14 protein-coding genes are annotated in these 18,379 nt (G+C 44.2%); 4 read left to right on the forward strand and 10 right to left on the reverse strand.

Annotation, left to right across the window (positions count from 1 at the left end; genetic code table 11):
• The coding region (locus AC50YO_RS16450; protein WP_494848728.1) for an Ig-like domain-containing domain at positions 1 to 1,131 on the reverse strand (1,131 nt) is incomplete at its 3' end.
• The gene (locus tag AC50YO_RS16455) at positions 1,128 to 2,972 is read right to left on the reverse strand and encodes a motility associated factor glycosyltransferase family protein (RefSeq protein WP_494848731.1); all 1,845 of its coding nucleotides are present in this window, start codon (positions 2,970 to 2,972) and stop codon (positions 1,128 to 1,130) included. The genes AC50YO_RS16450 and AC50YO_RS16455, both read right to left, overlap by 4 nt.
• Before the next feature lie 595 nt (positions 2,973 to 3,567).
• On the opposite strand from AC50YO_RS16455, the gene AC50YO_RS16460 reads away from it, so the two are divergent.
• Positions 3,568 to 3,987 carry a MarR family winged helix-turn-helix transcriptional regulator gene (locus AC50YO_RS16460; RefSeq protein ID WP_494848732.1) on the forward strand — a complete coding sequence of 140 codons (420 nt, stop codon included), beginning with the start codon at positions 3,568 to 3,570 and terminating at the stop codon, positions 3,985 to 3,987.
• Between the two features lie 147 nt (positions 3,988 to 4,134).
• The gene (locus AC50YO_RS16465) at positions 4,135 to 4,824 is read left to right on the forward strand and encodes a hypothetical protein (protein ID WP_494848733.1); all 690 of its coding nucleotides are present in this window, start codon (positions 4,135 to 4,137) and stop codon (positions 4,822 to 4,824) included.
• A gap of 67 nt (positions 4,825 to 4,891) precedes the next feature.
• Here the strand turns inward: AC50YO_RS16465 and AC50YO_RS16470 are convergent, their stop codons facing one another.
• Both AC50YO_RS16470 and AC50YO_RS16475 read right to left on the reverse strand, forming a co-directional pair.
• Positions 4,892 to 5,320: an SRPBCC family protein gene (locus AC50YO_RS16470; protein WP_494848734.1), complete on the reverse strand. Its 429-nt coding sequence runs from the start codon at positions 5,318 to 5,320 to the stop codon at positions 4,892 to 4,894.
• Positions 5,321 to 5,621: 301 nt separating this feature from the next.
• Entirely contained in the window at positions 5,622 to 6,737 is a 1,116-nt protein-coding gene (locus tag AC50YO_RS16475) for an NADH:flavin oxidoreductase (protein ID WP_494848736.1), read from the reverse strand.
• A 234-nt stretch (positions 6,738 to 6,971) separates the two neighbouring features.
• Between AC50YO_RS16475 and AC50YO_RS16480 the strand changes: the two genes are divergently transcribed.
• Both AC50YO_RS16480 and AC50YO_RS16485 read left to right on the forward strand, forming a co-directional pair.
• Positions 6,972 to 7,916, forward strand: coding sequence for a helix-turn-helix transcriptional regulator (locus AC50YO_RS16480; protein ID WP_494848738.1), 945 nt, complete (start codon positions 6,972 to 6,974; stop codon positions 7,914 to 7,916).
• Between the two features lie 45 nt (positions 7,917 to 7,961).
• The gene (locus AC50YO_RS16485) at positions 7,962 to 8,450 is read left to right on the forward strand and encodes a DinB family protein (protein WP_494849238.1); all 489 of its coding nucleotides are present in this window, start codon (positions 7,962 to 7,964) and stop codon (positions 8,448 to 8,450) included.
• A gap of 99 nt (positions 8,451 to 8,549) precedes the next feature.
• Here AC50YO_RS16485 and AC50YO_RS16490 read toward each other — a convergent pair whose 3' ends face one another.
• The 6 genes from AC50YO_RS16490 to AC50YO_RS16515 all read right to left on the reverse strand — a co-directional run bounded on the left by AC50YO_RS16490 (position 8,550) and on the right by AC50YO_RS16515 (position 18,255).
• Complete coding sequence (locus AC50YO_RS16490; protein ID WP_494848740.1) at positions 8,550 to 9,269, reverse strand: SDR family NAD(P)-dependent oxidoreductase; 720 nt, start codon at positions 9,267 to 9,269, stop codon at positions 8,550 to 8,552.
• A gap of 100 nt (positions 9,270 to 9,369) precedes the next feature.
• Positions 9,370 to 11,202 (reverse strand): UbiD family decarboxylase, encoded by a 1,833-nt coding sequence (locus AC50YO_RS16495; RefSeq protein WP_494848741.1) that lies wholly within the window; start codon positions 11,200 to 11,202, stop codon positions 9,370 to 9,372.
• A 278-nt stretch (positions 11,203 to 11,480) separates the two neighbouring features.
• Positions 11,481 to 12,470 carry a cell wall hydrolase gene (locus AC50YO_RS16500; protein WP_494848743.1) on the reverse strand — a complete coding sequence of 330 codons (990 nt, stop codon included), beginning with the start codon at positions 12,468 to 12,470 and terminating at the stop codon, positions 11,481 to 11,483.
• A 580-nt stretch (positions 12,471 to 13,050) separates the two neighbouring features.
• Positions 13,051 to 14,724 carry a type 2 periplasmic-binding domain-containing protein gene (locus tag AC50YO_RS16505; protein ID WP_494848744.1) on the reverse strand — a complete coding sequence of 558 codons (1,674 nt, stop codon included), beginning with the start codon at positions 14,722 to 14,724 and terminating at the stop codon, positions 13,051 to 13,053.
• Positions 14,725 to 14,831: 107 nt separating this feature from the next.
• Positions 14,832 to 16,439, reverse strand: coding sequence for a response regulator transcription factor (locus tag AC50YO_RS16510; RefSeq protein WP_494848745.1), 1,608 nt, complete (start codon positions 16,437 to 16,439; stop codon positions 14,832 to 14,834).
• Positions 16,417 to 18,255: a sensor histidine kinase gene (locus tag AC50YO_RS16515; protein WP_494848748.1), complete on the reverse strand. Its 1,839-nt coding sequence runs from the start codon at positions 18,253 to 18,255 to the stop codon at positions 16,417 to 16,419. The genes AC50YO_RS16510 and AC50YO_RS16515 overlap by 23 nt, the downstream gene beginning before the upstream one ends.
• Positions 18,256 to 18,379: the final 124 nt, after the last annotated feature.

Consider the following 18,379-nt stretch of genomic DNA (forward strand, 5'->3'; position numbering starts at 1 on the left):
CAGATCGAAAGACGGGTCGACGACTACCGCCGTTCCCGACACCCATGCGAATTGCGCATTATAGCCTCCAGATACCCGTGCATGGAACACAGGCGTACTTTCGCCTTTTTTGTACAGTTGAATCTCTCCGTCGCCGAAGCGCACTGCCTCATTGAAGCGAATGACTAAATTACTGGATACCGAAGCGCCTGTTTTCTCAGGCAACACCTCTACCAAGCTTGGTGCCGTCATATCTGCCGTTATAAACATCCACTGACCGCTCTCCATGCCAGCGTACGGTTCGCCTCCCAGATCCTCGAATGCTCCGCTCGTCACCTCGACGTAATACCCCGTCGAATCTGCCAAATCTACATGGGGGTCAAGCATAACAAAACTGCCGCTGAAGTGCGCAGTCGCTCCCTGGATCGTGCCGCCTGAGATGTAAAAGGCCTGTACTATCGTGTAATCCGACTGCTGTCGAATATACACCTCTCCCGTTCCGAGCTTCATCGGCTCATTAAAGTCCATGAAGAGATTCGTATCCACGTTTGTACCGCTTGTACGAGGTCCGAATTGTTTGAGTACTGGCTCCCCATTCTCTGTCGTGAAATCCCATGTCGTCGTATCCCAAATACCGCTGTAAACATTGCCCGCCTCATCGCTTATTGCCCCTGATGTTACCTGCACATAATACGAAGTATTCTCTTCCAGATCGAAAGACGGGTCGACGACTACCGCCGTTCCCGACACCCATGCGAATTGCGCATTATAGCCTCCAGATACCCGTGCATGGAACACAGGCGTACTTTCGCCTTTTTTATACAGTTGAATCTCTCCGTCGCCGAAGCGCACTGCCTCATTGAAGCGAATGACTAAATTACTGGATACTGAAGCGCCTGTTTTCTCAGGCAGCACCTCTACCAAGCTTGGGGATGATGCGGAAAATAAAGAATCAGCAAGAACATTTACCGGAGCGTTTAATTTCTGAGGATTAATAATAGCTGATTCCACCTTGTGCCCTGGGGAAGATGCATACGAAACAAAAGGAGCAAATAGATTAAGAATTTGTACCGATGCAGAACAGATCGTCAATACCTTTATACCACGATTCATGACACTCACATTTTTTTTATTCTTATTCTTCTTTTTCATTTTGCTTCTACCCTCTCGTTTACATATTCTTCAATATAATGATTGAGCTTCTCAAATTGAGACTGAATTAATAAAAAATCATCATAACATTCGTATAAAAACTTGCCAAAAAAGGACAGAACAATCTCCGCCTTTTTCACTGGATTCTTTTCTGTCTTCACAACTACAACCTTGCTGAATAGAATCTCGTAATTGGCTCTATTCATTGGTTGCAAGAAATAGCGAAAAAATAAATTTTGCTGTAATCTCTTAAATAATGAATCGAATTTTTGGAAAGCTTCTGATTGCTGATTGGATTGTAAAATAATCATCGCTTGTTGAAGCTCTGAGAACAGATGCTGCAAGTCTTTGTGCTGTTGCAGCATCTGCTCTTTTCTAGCTAGTAAAAATGCAGCATCTGCTTCTTTCACTGGAAGTCGCAAGAACCACTTAGTATCTACAACACCAACTTCTAAATCGGTGATCATAACCTCGGACAAGGGTTTGAATGTCGCTCCTTCTATTGCCGCGCCCTCTTTAGTCGTATTTACAATGGTGGCAGAGGAGCTTTTTCTAATATAGTATTCCATTTCCTTGCGCATTAAATTGAGCGTACTAGTGGTCAAGATACGTTCACCCGAAGTACTTACTACATGTGTTTCATTAGGATCGGATGATGTTGGGCTGTAAGGGACGCCCTCCGCATAATATCTGCCCTCTCGAAAAGCAAAATTTTGACCAACTAAAATGATAGAAGAGCATCTCAACGCTAGTAGAACTTGCATAGCTACGATAGCAATCGATGACGCATCCTGAACCACTGTTGAATCAGGCTCTTTCTTGCAATAGAAGGCAGCAATGGAATCTTGACTGATAGGTATATGTATTCTGGACCAAGGAAACTGGCTTACTGTGTCTTTTCCGACCGTAGTCCCAAATATAAGAGGAAAAGCTTCCCTGTTCTCTTTAATGGCTCGATCAAACACTTTGTGATTATTTTCTGTTGGATCATATGTAAAGGCTGCATCTGGAATCATATTATTTTCTATAAACGCATTAATAGCAGATCCTACCGCGATGATATAAGCTGATTTTTGCTCTTTGATCCTTCTGATGTTCTCAAATTCTTCTTGAAGGGAGGCTCCCGCCGCTACCAATAAGACTGGCTTATTTTCTAAATACTGTCGATAGTCGAAGATGCTTCGTGTTTCCATAGTGAAAGGGAAATTAGCAATACTATTTTGCACCCACTGCTTTTCAAAATGATGATTGATCTGCAGCTGCTGCTTCTTATATTCAACTAGACGGTTAGTTATTGTAAGAAATTGCTGATGCAATTCTCGATATATCTTTTGGTAGGATGGTAAAGTCAGAATCGTAAAGCTATTCGGTATTTGATAAATAACCGTTCTAATTTCTTCAATCGTTTGTGACGAGTGGTATCCGATAAAGAGATTGCGAAGCATGTTCATATTGATTTCCTCAAACGAACAGCTTGAAATAAACGCCAAGAAAGTTTGGGCCGAAGGTTCATAAATGGTATATGGAACTTGTGGAAACAATGAGATAAAACGTTTAATGTGATATCCTAGTCCAGTTCCGAAAAATACCACTTGATGATTCTGTTGCCTTAATTGATGCTCTACTCCTTGCAGAAGATGAGTGGCTTCTTTCCATGGATCAGTTTGGTCATGCAAAAAGATCCTGTTCTCGTCTTTATGTATGACTAAATTAGGAACAGCATGGTGTTCTTCCAACCTAATCTTCATCTTCTCCAGCTCAGCTAATCTTTCCGCACCTAATACTTTGTTATATAAATCCATACGGTGAGCTTTCAAATAATCCATATTTTTAGTTTTCATTAGTTCGCCCCATTACTTCGTTTGTTATATGCATAATTTCGACAATATACTACAATATCCCTCTGTTACCAACTTATTTTTAAATAAATAATAAAGTTTTTAAAATATATTAAAAAAGATTATTTTGAAGGAGCCATTTCGACCCTCCTTCAAAATAATCCGTTTTCAATAAATTCAATCTTTTTTATCAGCTCAGCATAATTGATAATAGTAATTTCAATTTACACACTCATATAGTGTGTAACAGGGTTTTCAAATCAAACACTTGCAGTTGGGACATCTCAATCACGCACTCACATAGAATGCGACAGCGCTCGAAAAAAGTCTTGTCCCACAAGAGTTTAGCGAGCGCAAAATGCGAATCCCAAAAATCAAAAGCGATTTCCATACCTATTTATTAGTTATATTCGCTCTTCGTAAACGACAGGAACTAACCAGCAAATTTTAGTTATTTCCTCAACTGTTGTCTAAATAATGGAAACAAGACAGCTAATGTTACATCCACTTGTTCATTTCCCCTTTAGTCTTTGACTTCTAATTGCGCTTATTATATATTTTGATACATATAATAGATTCACTAAAGGCGGTAATTTTCGTGTCCACATCAAATGAAGCAGAAAGCAATATTCAGAGCGTTATGCTGGCAATGCGTCAAGTGCAGCAGAAATCCAAAGCTTTTGTTGAAGACATTGCTCGCCACGATACTTTATCGCAAAATCATATTATGCTGCTCATGGATTTAAAACTAACAGGCAGCATGCGAATAACCGAAATCTCCGATCGTTTTTTCATGACAGCTGGTGCAGCAACCTCCATGTGCGATAAGCTGGAAGAGCAAAACATGATCTATAGAACAAGAACCACAGAAGACCGAAGAGTCGTAAAGGTTGCCTTAACGGATACAGGAGAAGAAAGATTAATTACCCTATTCAAGCATCTGCCTTCAGACAAGCTGCACACCATAGCCCGCGTCTTCAAGCAAGTAAATGAATTAATGTCACAAATTACTGACTAATAATGAGTTGTCCGCCTAGAGCTGACAACTCTTTTTTATTTCTCCCTCATCTCTTGACAACAAGAACGGAATAAATTAATTTAATTATTAAGTATTTTAATTATTGAAATATACATAAATTGAAATAAATGCGAACGGAGGACTCCCTTGAATAAAATGCACGTTTACTCTACCCGGCAAATTCGAATAAATGGATATGCCTCCTATGCCAATGATGTTCATACAGAGCATATAAGTATAGCGGGACATGGACACTTCAAAGGCGAGGTATATACGGACAGCTTGAAGAGCACAGGCTCTTGCAGGATACAATCCAAATGTACGGCTAACAGAATGGTTATTGCCGGTTTCGGACATTTTCAATCCGTTACTGCAAGCCAAATCTCTTCTACTGGTTCTTTTCATTCCGAAGCTTCAGTAGATGCGAATGTATTCCATGCACATGGAAAAATTCATATTGGCGACACCCTTGCTGCTGATGAAATAATGATTAAGCTGCAGGGCTTCAGCTTTGTGAAGCATCTCGTTTCAAGAGGAACCCTTGAAATTCGTGCGGACCACCTGTCCATCTTAAACCTATTGCGGTTCCGTAAAAGCAAGAGGAGCTTCACAACCTTAAAAGGAGCCTCCATTAAGGTGGAACACCTCAATGCAGGCCTAATAATCGGGGAAGAGATTACAATCGGTGCAGGTTGTACGGTTAACGAGCTGCATTATTCCAAAAGTCTACATATAGATCCCAATTCAACTGTGAAACAGGTTCGACAGATTACGAATGAGGATCGTAATGATGCAGCAAGCTCAGTGGAATTCTCGGCTGGCTCTATAGGTAAGTGATTGTACGGCTGCCTTTTTAACAAGACTATATTAAATTTGACCATGAGTGGTGAACTATCAGCAATGATTAAAACTTACGTTTTTGATAGGGCATACCAACGTCATCTTCACAATAAGATTTGAGACTATAAAGAAAAATAGCCCAGTTGTAGTTACAAGAGCGATAAAACGGCGTTACTTCTTTCCAATTCGTATGACGCAAAGTAATGAACGACTTCCCGTTCTTCTCTTGAATATCAAAGGAAATAAACGTACCAATCCATTCTGGATCAGAATCTATACACTGCCATACGACTTTTTCATTAGAGATTAATTCCTCTATTCTCATCTTAGTTATGTCATTGCTGCCGAATCGAAATTCATTAATAAAGCCAATCTGATGATTCATAATGAGTTCATTGGTCCATATTTCCGACAGTCCCTCAGCGGTGGTTAAAGTTTCATAAACCTTCGACGCTGGAGCATGTACGGTTTGCAAGTGCTCGATATTTGCCATGCCTTACTCCTTTCTAACTGCAAAAATTTATGTTTGATGCTTATGATAATCTATGATGAAGATTTAGCTTAACAAGGATAAGCAGAAAACCTAAGTTTGGTATTCGTGTCGGTTACAGTAAACAGGCACGATTAGACCAACATATTTGTCTTATTCGATAAGGTATTCCCATATTCCTTGCTGTCTATCATGGTTTTCAACAAAAAAAAGAACTGTCATTCTATGCCGAATCACAGCACCAAGACAGTCCTACTCTATAATTTACAGCCATATCTATTCTAAATCCGAGCCCTTAGCTCGATTAGTTCAATGTCTTTAGAGCACTTGTATCGTAGTCTTGAAGCTCCTCGGTACGATTATCGCGTATTTTGGCTGCCCATTCCGGATCAGCAAGCAGCGCACGACCGACTGCTACCAGATCGAATTCCCCATTATCCAGCCTCTCAATCAAGCTGTTCAGAATGGCCGGCTTCGCAGTGTCCCCACTGCTGCTTCTGAATTCATTATCGAGTCCAACGGAACCTACTGTTATCGTTGGTTTTCCTGTCAGCTTCTTCGTCCAGCCTGCCAGATTCAACTCGGAATTGTCAAACTCCGGCTCCCAATAACGGCGTGTCGAGCAATGGAACACATCGACTCCTGCATCGGCAAGAGGCGTTAGAAATTGCGAGAGTTCTTGAGGAGACTCCACCAATTTGGCATCATAATGGCCTGCCTTCCATTGGGAGAAACGCAATACAATTGGAAAATCAGCTCCAACAGCTCTGCGGCAAGCCTCAACCACCTCAACTGCAAAGCGTGTCCGGGCTGCAAGGTCTCCGCCATAGCGATCGGTACGTCTATTCGTTTTGTCCCAGAAGAACTGATCAATTAGATACCCATGTGCACCGTGAAGCTCTATACCGTCAAAGCCGATTCGAGCAGCATCTGCCGCAGCCTGCGCATATGCTGCGATAACATCCCCGATCTCATTCTCGGTTAAAGGCTCCGTTATTTTCTCACCTGAGAGATTCAGCCCCGACGGACCGATTGGCAAAGCCTCCGGGTTCGGTAGATCGCCGATTTTGCGCGTTAATCCAATATGCCAAAGCTGCGGAATGATTTTCCCACCTGCCTCATGCACTTGTGCCACGACATTAGACCAGCCATTCAATGCAGCCTCACCGTGAAAGTAGGGCCAGTTCGGGCTTCCCGAGGCAGACGGATGATTGATTACCGTTCCTTCGGTCACGATCAGACCAACGCCATTCTCCGCCCGTCTACGGTAATAGGCTGCCACATCCTCTCCTGGTACACCATCCGTAGAGTATCCTCTCGTCATTGGCGCCATGACAATACGATTGGCGACCTCCAAGTTCTTGGATGTAAAAGGCTTGAACAATGCTTCAACCGATGCTGTGCTTTTAGTATTAGACATTTACATACCTCCTCTATAGTTGTTGCGGGTATTCAGGCTTATGTAATCCTCATACTACCATGAATTACCGTGTATTCCCAGTACTTTACCTCCTATTATGTCCGGTTGTGTATTCAAACAAAGGATGCTTCAATAAATGTTAGAACATGTATTTGTTGAACGAAAGAATTGATGACAAGCATGGTGTCACCAATGCTCTGTTATGCTGATAGTAGAAAGGAGCAACCAGCGCTAATGAAAAGAATGGACAGGCTGATGGCGATCCTGATTGCTTTACAGCAAAAAACGATGACCGCGCAAGCGTTAGCTGATCAATTAGAGGTGTCCAAAAGAACGATCCTTCGTGATATGGAGGCTCTATCCGAGATGGGCATCCCACTGTATGCGACGAGCGGTCCAAGCGGCGGATTCCAGCTAATGGACGGCTACAATTTGCCTCCCGTGCAATTTGATGCGCAAGAGGCTTTAACTTTATTATTTGCGCTTAATGCAGTAACGAAGATAGCCGATACACCTTTTAATCAAGCCCGTCACACAACGATGAATAAAATTAAAGCGATCATGCCTCCCAGTATTCTGAAGCAGGTGGAGCCGATTCTGAATCATTTGGAGATCCACGTTCCCAATCGCAGCTATAAAACCCCTTTTCTAGCAGAACTGCTGAAGTACACAGCGGAAGCTGCTTGGCTGCATGTTCATTACCGTTCCGAAAAGCATCAAAGGTGGCTGCAATTATTGCCTCGCCGAGTCTATATGGCACATGGCTTCTGGTATTGTGAAGCTTATTCCATCCAGCATCAGGAGGAGCGGACCTTCCGCGTCGATCGGTTCGACCAACTGGAAGCCATAGATAAGCTGCAATCAGACCTCTGCCATGCACAAATGGTGTATAAGAAACCAGATACAAGTGGGAAGCCTATTCATATCGTTGCCAAGCTGACTTATCGCGGAGCCTTGCTTGCAGAACGAGATCCGGATATTGGGGAATACATAAAGCATGTCGCTGATAATGAGTGGGAGCTTGACTTTATGTGCCTGGCAGCAGAATGGACATGGGCCATCCAATTCTTCTTCACGCTTGGTCTGGAAGCAGAGGTGCTTGAGCCCAGCTTATTAAAAAATGAAATCTATCAAAGGGCCAACGAATTATGCAGGCGTTACGACGATTGTATCGAATAGCTTTATCGAGGTTGTTCCAATTATAAACAGAAGGGAATGGTAATGATGAGTGGCGTTATGTCTATTCGTGATCATTTATTGGAGGAGCTTGAGCTTGGGGTAAGGACGAGTGAGGCACTGATTAAGCGGATTAAACCAGAGGAGTGGACGTATCAGCCTCAAGACAATATGCGAAATCTAATGCAGCTTGTCCATCATATCGTTTCTATTCCCACTTCCGATCTAGCCATTCTACAAGAAGCTACACAGCAGGAAGTGGAGAAAGTAGAGACTAGTGTGAATGAGCTATCCGATCCCGAACAATTGGCCAACCGATTGCGCTCCAATTATGAACTATTGAAACAATACATGGTGAGTCTGACGGAAGACGAGCTGCTTAATAAATCAACAAAAGCCTTTTACCTCGAACACGGAGCTGTTCAAATCAAATGGTTGATTGAAATTGTTACGCATCTGTTCCATCATCGCTCCCAGCTCTATAATTATTTGAAGCAGCAAGGACATGAGCTTAAGTTTTTCGTCCTATACACATAGCTGGCTCCAAAGTCATTGTTAGGCATTCGACTTAAGTTTGCTGCCATGGAAGCCTTCCAAGGCTCCCATGGCAGCGTCTATCCTTGCATTTCCTACTAATTATGCGTTTATATCCATAAGAGCAGGAACATTAATTTCTTTGACACAAGCTGCTTTGGACAGGCTCACTACACAGCTCACAAGAGCTACAATATCTTGCACCGGGATTCGTGTGCCTTTATATTCCGCAATCGCTTTTTCCGGCCCATCCTCAAAAGGAATCTCCGCTGCAAGCTCTCCCGGATTAATGCAGGTCACCGCAATCCCATCTTTTCGAACATGCTCTCGCAGCGCATTCGTGATACCACGCAGACCAAATTTAGAAGCAACAAAAGACACCTGTGAAAGATTGGTATGATCCAATCCGGCTGTTGAGCCGATCACAATTATTTTACCCGCTTCTGATTCTCGCAAATTTGGCAATAAGGCCTGAATACAAGTGATAGTCGAAGTAATATTCACATGAATGATATTCGCTATATCAGCTGGATCATCCGCTTCAAAATCATAGTGATCCTCGAAGCCTTCTTTTTCCCAAATGCCAACGTTATAAATAAGTACATCAATCCTCTTGTTATGCAGTGCAGCTGTTATGCTCGCGGCGGCATCTTGCTGCGATAAATCTGCCTGAACCCATATCCTCTCAATCCCATCTTGAAGATCGAGGCTATTCGGTCTACTTCTGGAAACGACCCATACCCGGTCCCCCTTCGCTGGCAATCCTTTTACAAAAGCATCTCCCAGACCTTTACTTGCTCCAAATATAATATAGTTCCTCATCTCTATCCCTCCCTGATGACTGTCTGCCCCTCCTCTTGAGATTGCGGGCGCAGCAAATGATGTTGTCCTTTTCCGTATGCTATATGCTGAGAAAATATCGTTATCTAGAAATATGGCCTAGGCTAGCACCTTGCACGAATAATCGTTGGATATGGCTTTCTACAGCTGGATCAGGTATTAATGGCGGTGCTTGATGCGGCTTAACACGAGCGTCGATAATAACATTATCACAGCCCCAATGTTTATGCTCATAATAGCTATTCACACCATGCAAATCATGGGAGGGGTTGCTGCGTGTAAATGTCGCCCACAAGAAGTTATCAATTGTCGCACTCATGAAGTCACTGTCATCACATAATATAATCATCGGACAGGAAGCAATCTTCCCCTTATCCGTAATCGCCTTGCAAAGCTCTTCTATTTGCTGTTGCGCTGCTGTATAGCTTGTAAAAGTAGGTCCCTCAATCGCCACTATTCCTGGCATTACGAAATGAACCTTTTCGAATCCATTAAGCCCAATTAAAGCATTAGGGACCTCTGTGCATAGTTCTCTTTTCTTATCGCCAACAGCCGCGAATACGACCTTACTGCCGGTATTCAAGCCTGTACCCGAATAGTCCAGTGTATCAATCGTTGTGTTGGTCTGGAAATGAATATCGCGATGCAGATCCATTCTCTCCAATATATAGCCTAAGAACTCTTCCATATGATGCGTGCTTATCGGCTCATTCTCTTCGGCCGTAATGAATAAATACTTCGCTAAGCTCAATTGGCCTGTACCTAGAATTCGATTGGCTAGAGTAAGAATCTCCGCTGGCTGCTTCACTTGTTGATACGGAGTATAACGTTCGCTGCCGATAGCGAACAGCAAGGGATGTACCCCCGCTGCATCGACGGCATGAACCTCCTTCAGTCCAGGAATCTCCTGTTGAATGGCTCCGCCTGTCAGTTCATGTATAAGTGTACCGAATGAAGTATCCTCTTGCGGCGGCCTGCCAACTACCGTGAATGGAAATATAGCCTTTTGTTTGGCATACACTTTATGTACTCTCATTACAGGAAAAGGATGCGTAAGGCTGTAATAGCCCAAATGATCGCCAAAAGGCCCCTCCGGCTTCGTCTCATTAGGATGAATCTCTCCTGTAATAACAAAATCCGCATCATTGCTGATACAATGTCCATCCACATAGCTATATCGGAAATGGCGCCCTGACAGCAGTCCCGCAAAAGTCATTTCACTCATTCCTTCAGGCAGAGGCATGACTGCTGATAACGTATGAGCAGGCGGTCCGCCAATGAAGCAGCTTACTTTGAGGGGCTTGCCAAGCTTATTCGCCTTGTCCTGATGGACGCCGATTCCTCGGTGAATTTGATAATGAATGCCAACCTCTTTATTCCATTCATATTCATTGCCGCTGAGTTGTACCCGATACATGCCCAGATTAGAGTTCATAATCCCCGGCTTGTCCGGATTCTCCGAATACACCTGCGGCAGCGTCACAAAAGCGCCTCCATCCTCAGGCCAGCTCTTAATGAGGGGAAGGTCGGAAATTTGGATTTCCTCAAAGCCTGCTGGAAGTCCGCCGGTCTTGATCGGTAAAGCTTTTTTGGCCGCCAGCCCTGTTCCAATGTAGCTAAAAGGCTTTTTGAGCGCTTTCATCGGATCATTCCGCAAGGCGATTACATTTTGCGTAGATTCGAACGTATCCCGAAAAATAAACTTGCTGCGCTCGACCGTGCCAAAAAGATTGGAAACCGCCCGGTACTTCGATCCCTTCACATTCTCAAATAATAATGCCGGGCCACCTGCTGCATATACCTTCATATGTATGGCAGCCATTTCGAGATGAGGATCAACCTCTTCATGTATACGTACCAGATGCCCATGCTTTTCTAAATCAATGATGCATTGCTCCAAGTTGCTATAGCTCATAATAGGACTCCAATCTGTTGAAGAAAGTGATCTGGATGCCGCAGCTCATTCACTTCCAACCTTATATAATAGACAAACCCTTAATGCAGGTTAATGCTGTTTACTCATCATTCTTATTGTTACATAATTCATCAATATCTACAATTATGAAGCTCTCGTAATACACCAATGCCTATTGCTCGTTAGCTAAAAAAAAGACCACGCCTCAAGGGCGCGGCCTTAGATGGAGAACAGCTCATCGCTCGTTCTACATATATGACTACAAGGAGCTATCTAGGCTATCTTGCAAAGCTATGATGCCCGATCGTCGTAATAACATCCAGACTGGACCAGAACGGTCCTGTAGAAATCGCCGGATTGAAAAAATAGACCGCATTCTCAACGTTATTCTTCCCGTTCAACGCATCCTTCGCGGCCCGTAGAACGCTGGCGTTAGGCCGGCTTTTGTCCAGCATGCCATTATGTGCGGGAGGAAACTGTTTTCCTGAATAAATCACATCACGCACCGAATCCGGGAATCGCGAATCCTTCACTCTATTCAATATCACATTGGCTATAGCAAGTTGTCCCTCATAGGACTCATAGCCTGCCTCAACCATCGTAATCTTCGCAAGCAACATCAAGTCTGCTTGTGTGAATGATGCTGCTGCATTATCCAGAATGGAAGGAATGACTACCTTAAGCTTCGTACCTGATTTAATCTTTGCTTTGCTATCCAAGCCATTCCGCTTCAATAGCTCTGACTTGCTTATGCCGTGTTTTTTGCTGATGTCGTCCAAGCCGAACTTATCCGTTACTTCAGCTGACTGTACCGTTTGGAGTTCAATTACTCCTTCTTCTGCGATAAGCTTGGCATGCAGCATCTCTGCCAGATGACGCAGAGGCAAATATAGCCTGCCCTCAGCAAGAAAAGGGACATCCTCCATCCGGTAGCGACCTTCGTTGAAATAAACAACGGGAACTCCGTTCCCAAGTACAATGGTATCCTTTAGTTCAGTATGTATCGTTAATTCCTCATTATTCTTATTCCAGCTAGTCTTGGCGCCAAATAACCCAGCTATGTCAGCTGCAGGCACATATAGCCTTCCATTCAGCAATCGAGTGGGATCTCCCAGCTTCACATTCTTGCCATCCCGTTTAATCAGTGTGTCCTTCGCAACCACAGATTGCTGTGCGTCTACGACTGACATTGGCCAGATACCAGGCAGAAGCATCGCCAACAGCATGACGATTATTATCCTTCTAACCGGTTTGCTTGCTATGATCATAGTTACCTCCCAGTCATTCAAGTGGGTATATCGACCCAACAATCATCCTCTGCGCCAAATTATAACACAGCTACTAGTGCCCGTAGGATTAACATTTTCACAGAATTAACCACTATTCAAATAAAAGGTGCACAAAAAAGGCTTATTTCATGAGAAATAAGCTCGTTATCCAAGTACTCCATTAACGTTTTTTTTACCCACTTTATTGATCTTGCCTCCTCATACAACCCAGTTACTCTAATGACGAATTCTCAGCTGCGAGCACAGCAACGATAGCCTGCCTCACTTATCTGTGAGGCTATTCTCGCCCATACGGCATGCTTTCCCTACACGATGAGCATTCTATGAGGTCAGACTCATCGCTCATGAGACTAGCCTCCCGAGGTATGAGCCTAGACTCATACCTCCTCGTTTCCTGCTCCAATCGCCCTCAGTTATGTGAATTTCTACTCACACCTCAGTGATCTTGCCTCACACAGGCAGTGAATCCATCCCTTAAATAACCAAAAGAACCTCCGAAACCACTGTGAACGTGGAAACGAAGGTTCTTTCATCACCTATTGCTTCTTAACTGCTGCTGTTATTTCTTAGATACAGATTGGAACCACTCATTAACTTCCTTCGTTACTTGCTCTCCACCGTTTGCTTTCCAGTTGGTAACGAATTCGTCGAAAGCATCCACAGGCAATTTGCCGTAAATGATTTTATTGAACGTCTCCAGCTCGGATTGGCGAAGAAGACTCCATTTCTCAATCATGGTTGGCGTTGCTGCACCTGTGAAGTAATTTTGCTTGCGAATGTCGATTTGATCCATAACGACTTTTGCAGCATACCAGTTCTCAGGCTTACGGGATTGCTCCTGCAGCTTCTCATAAGGTGTTTCTGCCTTCTCGCCATTCGCCAGCTTCACAAGCGAGCTCATGTAGAGGTTAGGGATACGTGCAGGACCAGTAATGTACGGGAATTTATCGAAGAAACCATCAATCTTGTCTTTATCGCTTGTTGGTTTGCCGTCGATCATATCCCAGTCATAGCCTTGTGCAAAGCCATACTCGTAAGGGCTGCCTGCTTTTGGATCAGCCAGATTATCAAGCAAATAGTTGTAATAAAGAATAATCGCTTCCGGGTGCTTCGCATCTTTGTTAATCATGAAGCTGCTGTTCACGCCGGAATTTTGCCATTTGGTACCGATCAAGCCATCTGGGCCTGCTGGAATTGGATAAGCTTTGTATTCTGAGCCTTTCACGTTCTTCAACAAGTCTGGAGCCGGCCAGTCCGGAACCCAGTTCGCGCCAGGCAAGATGCCTGCATTACCTTTTGTCCAGATCTCAGCAGATTTTCCTTCATCCCATAGTGCAGAGTCAGGGTGAATATAGCCTTTATCCATCCATTCTTGCAGTTTAGCCAGCGCTTGCTTAGCTCCTGCATTCACAGAACCGTATTCAAGGTTGCCATCAGCATCTTTGTTCCATTGCTCTTGAACAGAGCCATAAGCGCCGAACAGCCAGTCCAATCCGCCCATCCATGTGTTCGTGTTGTTTTTCAATGAAACAGCAAGCGGATAAACATCTTTTGGAGCTAGTCCGTCTGGGTTCTCATTTTTGAATTTATCCATGATGATCTCAAGATCAGCAATTGTTTTTGGTGCTTCAAGCTTAAGCTTCTTCATCCAATCTTCGCGAAGCCATAGAAGCGTATCATCATTGTCAGTGTACTCCATGATTGGAAGGTTCCACTTCTTGCCGTCCTTCGTGAACGGATACCACAGCTCAGGGTTGTTAGCGGCGTGGTCTTTCCATACTTGTGTCGCATACTTATTGAACAGCTCTTCAACCGGAATGAATTGTCCGGAATCAATAAGCTGATTCGTCAGTACAGCATCCGTAGGAACAAATACGAAATCCGGAAGCTTCTCGCCGGATGTCAGTGCCAACTGAAGCTGTTGCTTATATTGATCAGCACCTGCCGGGTACCAGGTATTTTTATGCTTCATACCAAGCGTCTCAAGCATCCAACGGTCATGAACGTTATTGTCCTTCGTTTCACCCTTGGTGTATTCTTTCGGCATAATAACCGTGCTAATATCAATCGGCGGATCATATTTGCCTTTTTCGAATACAAGATCTGCTTCTGCAGATGCATTAGGACTCTCGGTACTCGGTTTATTCGAGTTTCCTCCGTCTTTGCCGCCGCAAGCAGACAAGATTAGCATCAAGGCTAATAGCGGTAACCATATTTTTGTGATTTTACCCATTTTGATTTCCCCCTGCTGTGTAAGATGGTTTCTACTGTTACTTTACCAACGGGGACTAGAAGTCATCTATAGGATATTTTCAGTTTCGATAGGACTCTGTCATGTTGTTAATTTGCTTCTCTGTATTCCTGCGGTGTACTTCCGAACTGCCTTTTGAACACCTTAATGAAATAGGCAGGGTCCAAATAACCGATCTCCGCACTGATCTCATACACCTTCTTATCCGTCGTCTTCAGCTTGTGGCAGGCTGTCTCCATTCGAAGCCGGAATACGAAATCGCTGACGCCTTCCCCTGTCTCAATTTTGTACAGCTTGGAAAGATGCGTTGGGTGAAGGTTAACATGATCGGCAAGCGCTCGAAGGGATACATCATGATGCAAATTCAACTCGACAAACCTTTGAATTTTGCGAACATACACCGAGCGGATATCCTTAACTTCGCTTGATGATCTCTCCTTCAGCTTGCCCAATGTGCCAAAGGCCCAGCTTCGAAGCTTGCTAATGGAGGCAAAGGCCTCACCGGTATGCATAAGCTCAATATCTGGACCAAGCAGCCCCTCCAGCGTATGCCCGTTGCGATGCGAATAATGGGTGAAGGCGGACGCGATCATATATCCCGCTTCCAGACAATGCTCCCAGGAGTCAGACCACTTCTCATCCAATTCAGCAAAAACCTGAGTCAGCTTATCTGCTGCCGACTCCCAGCGCTGCGCCTCCAGCAGATTTTTCAAGCCCGGCGGGGCATGAATAATATCCAAGGCACCTTCGGACACCTGATTCTCCAGATCGCCAGCTCTCATGACAAATTCACGCTCATCTCCGACAATTTGGCGGAAATAAGCGAGCGCATGACGGTATCGGTCCGCAAGCTTGTCAGGGAAATAAAAAGATTCCGTCATCACAATAGAAAGGGAGCCCTTCAAAAACTGCTTCACCTTCGCTTGAAGCTGCATGGAAGCCTTCTCCAGCATCGAATCATTGTCAACATCTGAGTGCTCTTCCTTAATCTGCAGCAGAAAAGCAAGATAACCATGCTCTTCCTTCACACCCCATACATAAGCGAATTCTCCAAATATCTCTTCGGCAATATTAATAATCGCATATTCCATCAGATGCTGTCCGTTGCTGCGATATTGCCCGAATTCTTCTTCCATTCGCACGAGCAGCAAAGCACATTCTCCGCACTGAAAGGGCAAGTTGTAGTTCTCAAGCTGCCGGCCCCATTCATCAGCGGACAAGCCTTCCCCTCGCAAGGCGCTCAGCAGCAGTTGACCGCGAAGGAGCGGCAGATTTTCTCTAAGAATATTGCCCACCCGCTCGTAAGAGCTGATATTTCCCCATTCTGCCTCCAGCTGGTCAATAGCCGCTTTTACCGCTCCCAGCAATTCATTATCTGTCGGCGGCTTCAATAAATAATCAACTGCCTGATGCCGGAGCGCTTCCTTTGTGTATTCAAAATCAGAATAACCAGATAGAATAATGCATTTGATTTTTTTATCGCGCTTGCGGATTTTCTCTATCAGCTCAATCCCTGTCATCTCGGGCATGAGCACATCAGAAATTACAATATCAATAGGATAAGATTCAATAATATTGAGCGCCTCTTGTGCGGAATAAGCTTTGTGGACTTGTTCAATACCTAAGGTGTGCCATGGTTTGGTTGTAGACAGGTTGTCCACCCAGTGGGCTTCATCATCGACGATGATCATCTGCATTTGAACGTACTCCTTCTTCTTGGTTGTAGTTGCCTCGCTGTGTATGAGATGGGAGCTCCCAGACGATCTCTGACCGGAAACCTCCAATATCCGATTTCTTAAACGTAAGACTCGATTTATCCCCGAACAGATGGATAATTCGCTGGTTCGTATTCCATAAGCCATATCCCGTATCATCTTGCAGAGGAATTCTCATCTGTTGGTTGAGCACGTTCAATTGCTCCTCCGTCATACCCGGGCCGTCATCATCCACATACAGCTTGCAAAAGCCATCCGACATCGTAGCCGTTATCCGAATTTCTCCAGAAGAATAAGTTTTCCCCACTCCATGGATAACCGCGTTCTCTACGATCGGCTGCAGCATCAGGCGCGGCACTTGCTGAGTCAGCATCGCATCAGGAATATCAATATGGTAATGAATCCTGCCATTGCGGAGCTTCTGGATGTCCAAATAATTGATGATCAGCTGAATCTCCTCGTTCAAGGAGGCCGTAGGCCGTTCCATCCGAGTCATATACCGGTAGTAGGCACTCAGATTATGGCCCATCGACACCACGGCTTCCTCATCCTTCATTTGCGCCATATTAATCATATACCCTATGCAGTTATATAAAAAATGCGGATTAATCTGCGCCTGCAGCTGCTTTAACGTTGCCTCCCTAACCCTCAGCTTCTCATTGAGCACATTTTCAATCAGGCTTTGGATCTGCTCAGACATATCATTGAAACGATAGAACAAAAAGGCAAACTCGTTATTGACGTTCGAGCTGATCCGTACAGAGAAATCGCCCCGCTGCACCCTCTGCAGCCCAACAATCAGCTGGCGAATCGGTCGCTGCACATTCCGATACAGCATGACCGAAGCCGATATACCGACCATGAAGAGCAGGATCATCGCCAAATAAAAGAAGTTGCGGCTAAAGGATATCGGTCCCAATATTTGCTCAAGCGGAACGACATCCACTAAATGCCAACCAAGTGAAAGCGATTTCACGGAACTGATTAAATAGCGTTTGTTATCTAATTCAACCACTTCCTGCATCATATCGCCTAAATCCTTGCTATCCAAATACTGAATAAGCTCATTGGAAAGCTCCTCATTCACACTGCGGTTCAGAATTGGTGAATATCCCTTGTGATAGAGCATCGGATCACCTTGTCCACCGTCTTTATACGTATCGAGCATATTCTGAATGTTCTCATGGTTGAAGCTCGCTTGTATGATGAGGCTGCTTCCCTTAACAGGGTCCGGCTGTCCGAGTGTATCGGTATAGAACAAATGGAAGGCTAGCGGCCGCTCTGATGTAACGGCTTTTCCATCACCGTAGACCCACTGTCCCGTCACATTTCTTTTCAAATATTGCTCGTCATACTCTACCATCTCGCTAGCGTTCGAGATCGCTTCTTTATTAAATTGCGAGTATACGGTGAACTCAACCGGCCAAATATTCGTTAACCCGGATTGCAGCATCATCTTCTCTTGAATAATAAATCTGGTCTGCATCTGGTCATAGGTATCATCCCAGAGGTTGAGGCCATTGAATTTGCGTACGTTAGGGTCTTTCGAAAAGGTTAAGACGAAATCCATTGTCTGATTAATCCGCGATTCCATTTGGCTGGAGAGAAAAGAAAGCTGTTTAATATTAGAGGCTTGAAGCTCTCTATCAATGACATTAAAGGAAACTCTATTGGAATATGTAAAAAAGATAATAACTGGAATAAAAAGCAGAATGAGCAGCCCATTCATTTTTGCGAACAAGCTTAACTTAGAGCCCATCTTTCTCTTGATTGTACCCATGCCTCTGCCGAGCTTCATTCGTCTGCCTCCTTCGCAAGTTGCTTTACAGAACCCTATCAATCCTAACAATGTCTTATAGTTCGATGGCGATGCGTCTTGTTATTATATAGTAGGGTTTCACCTCATGTACAAAAGAAATATA

The organism is Paenibacillus sp. J22P59, from assembly GCF_059383895.1.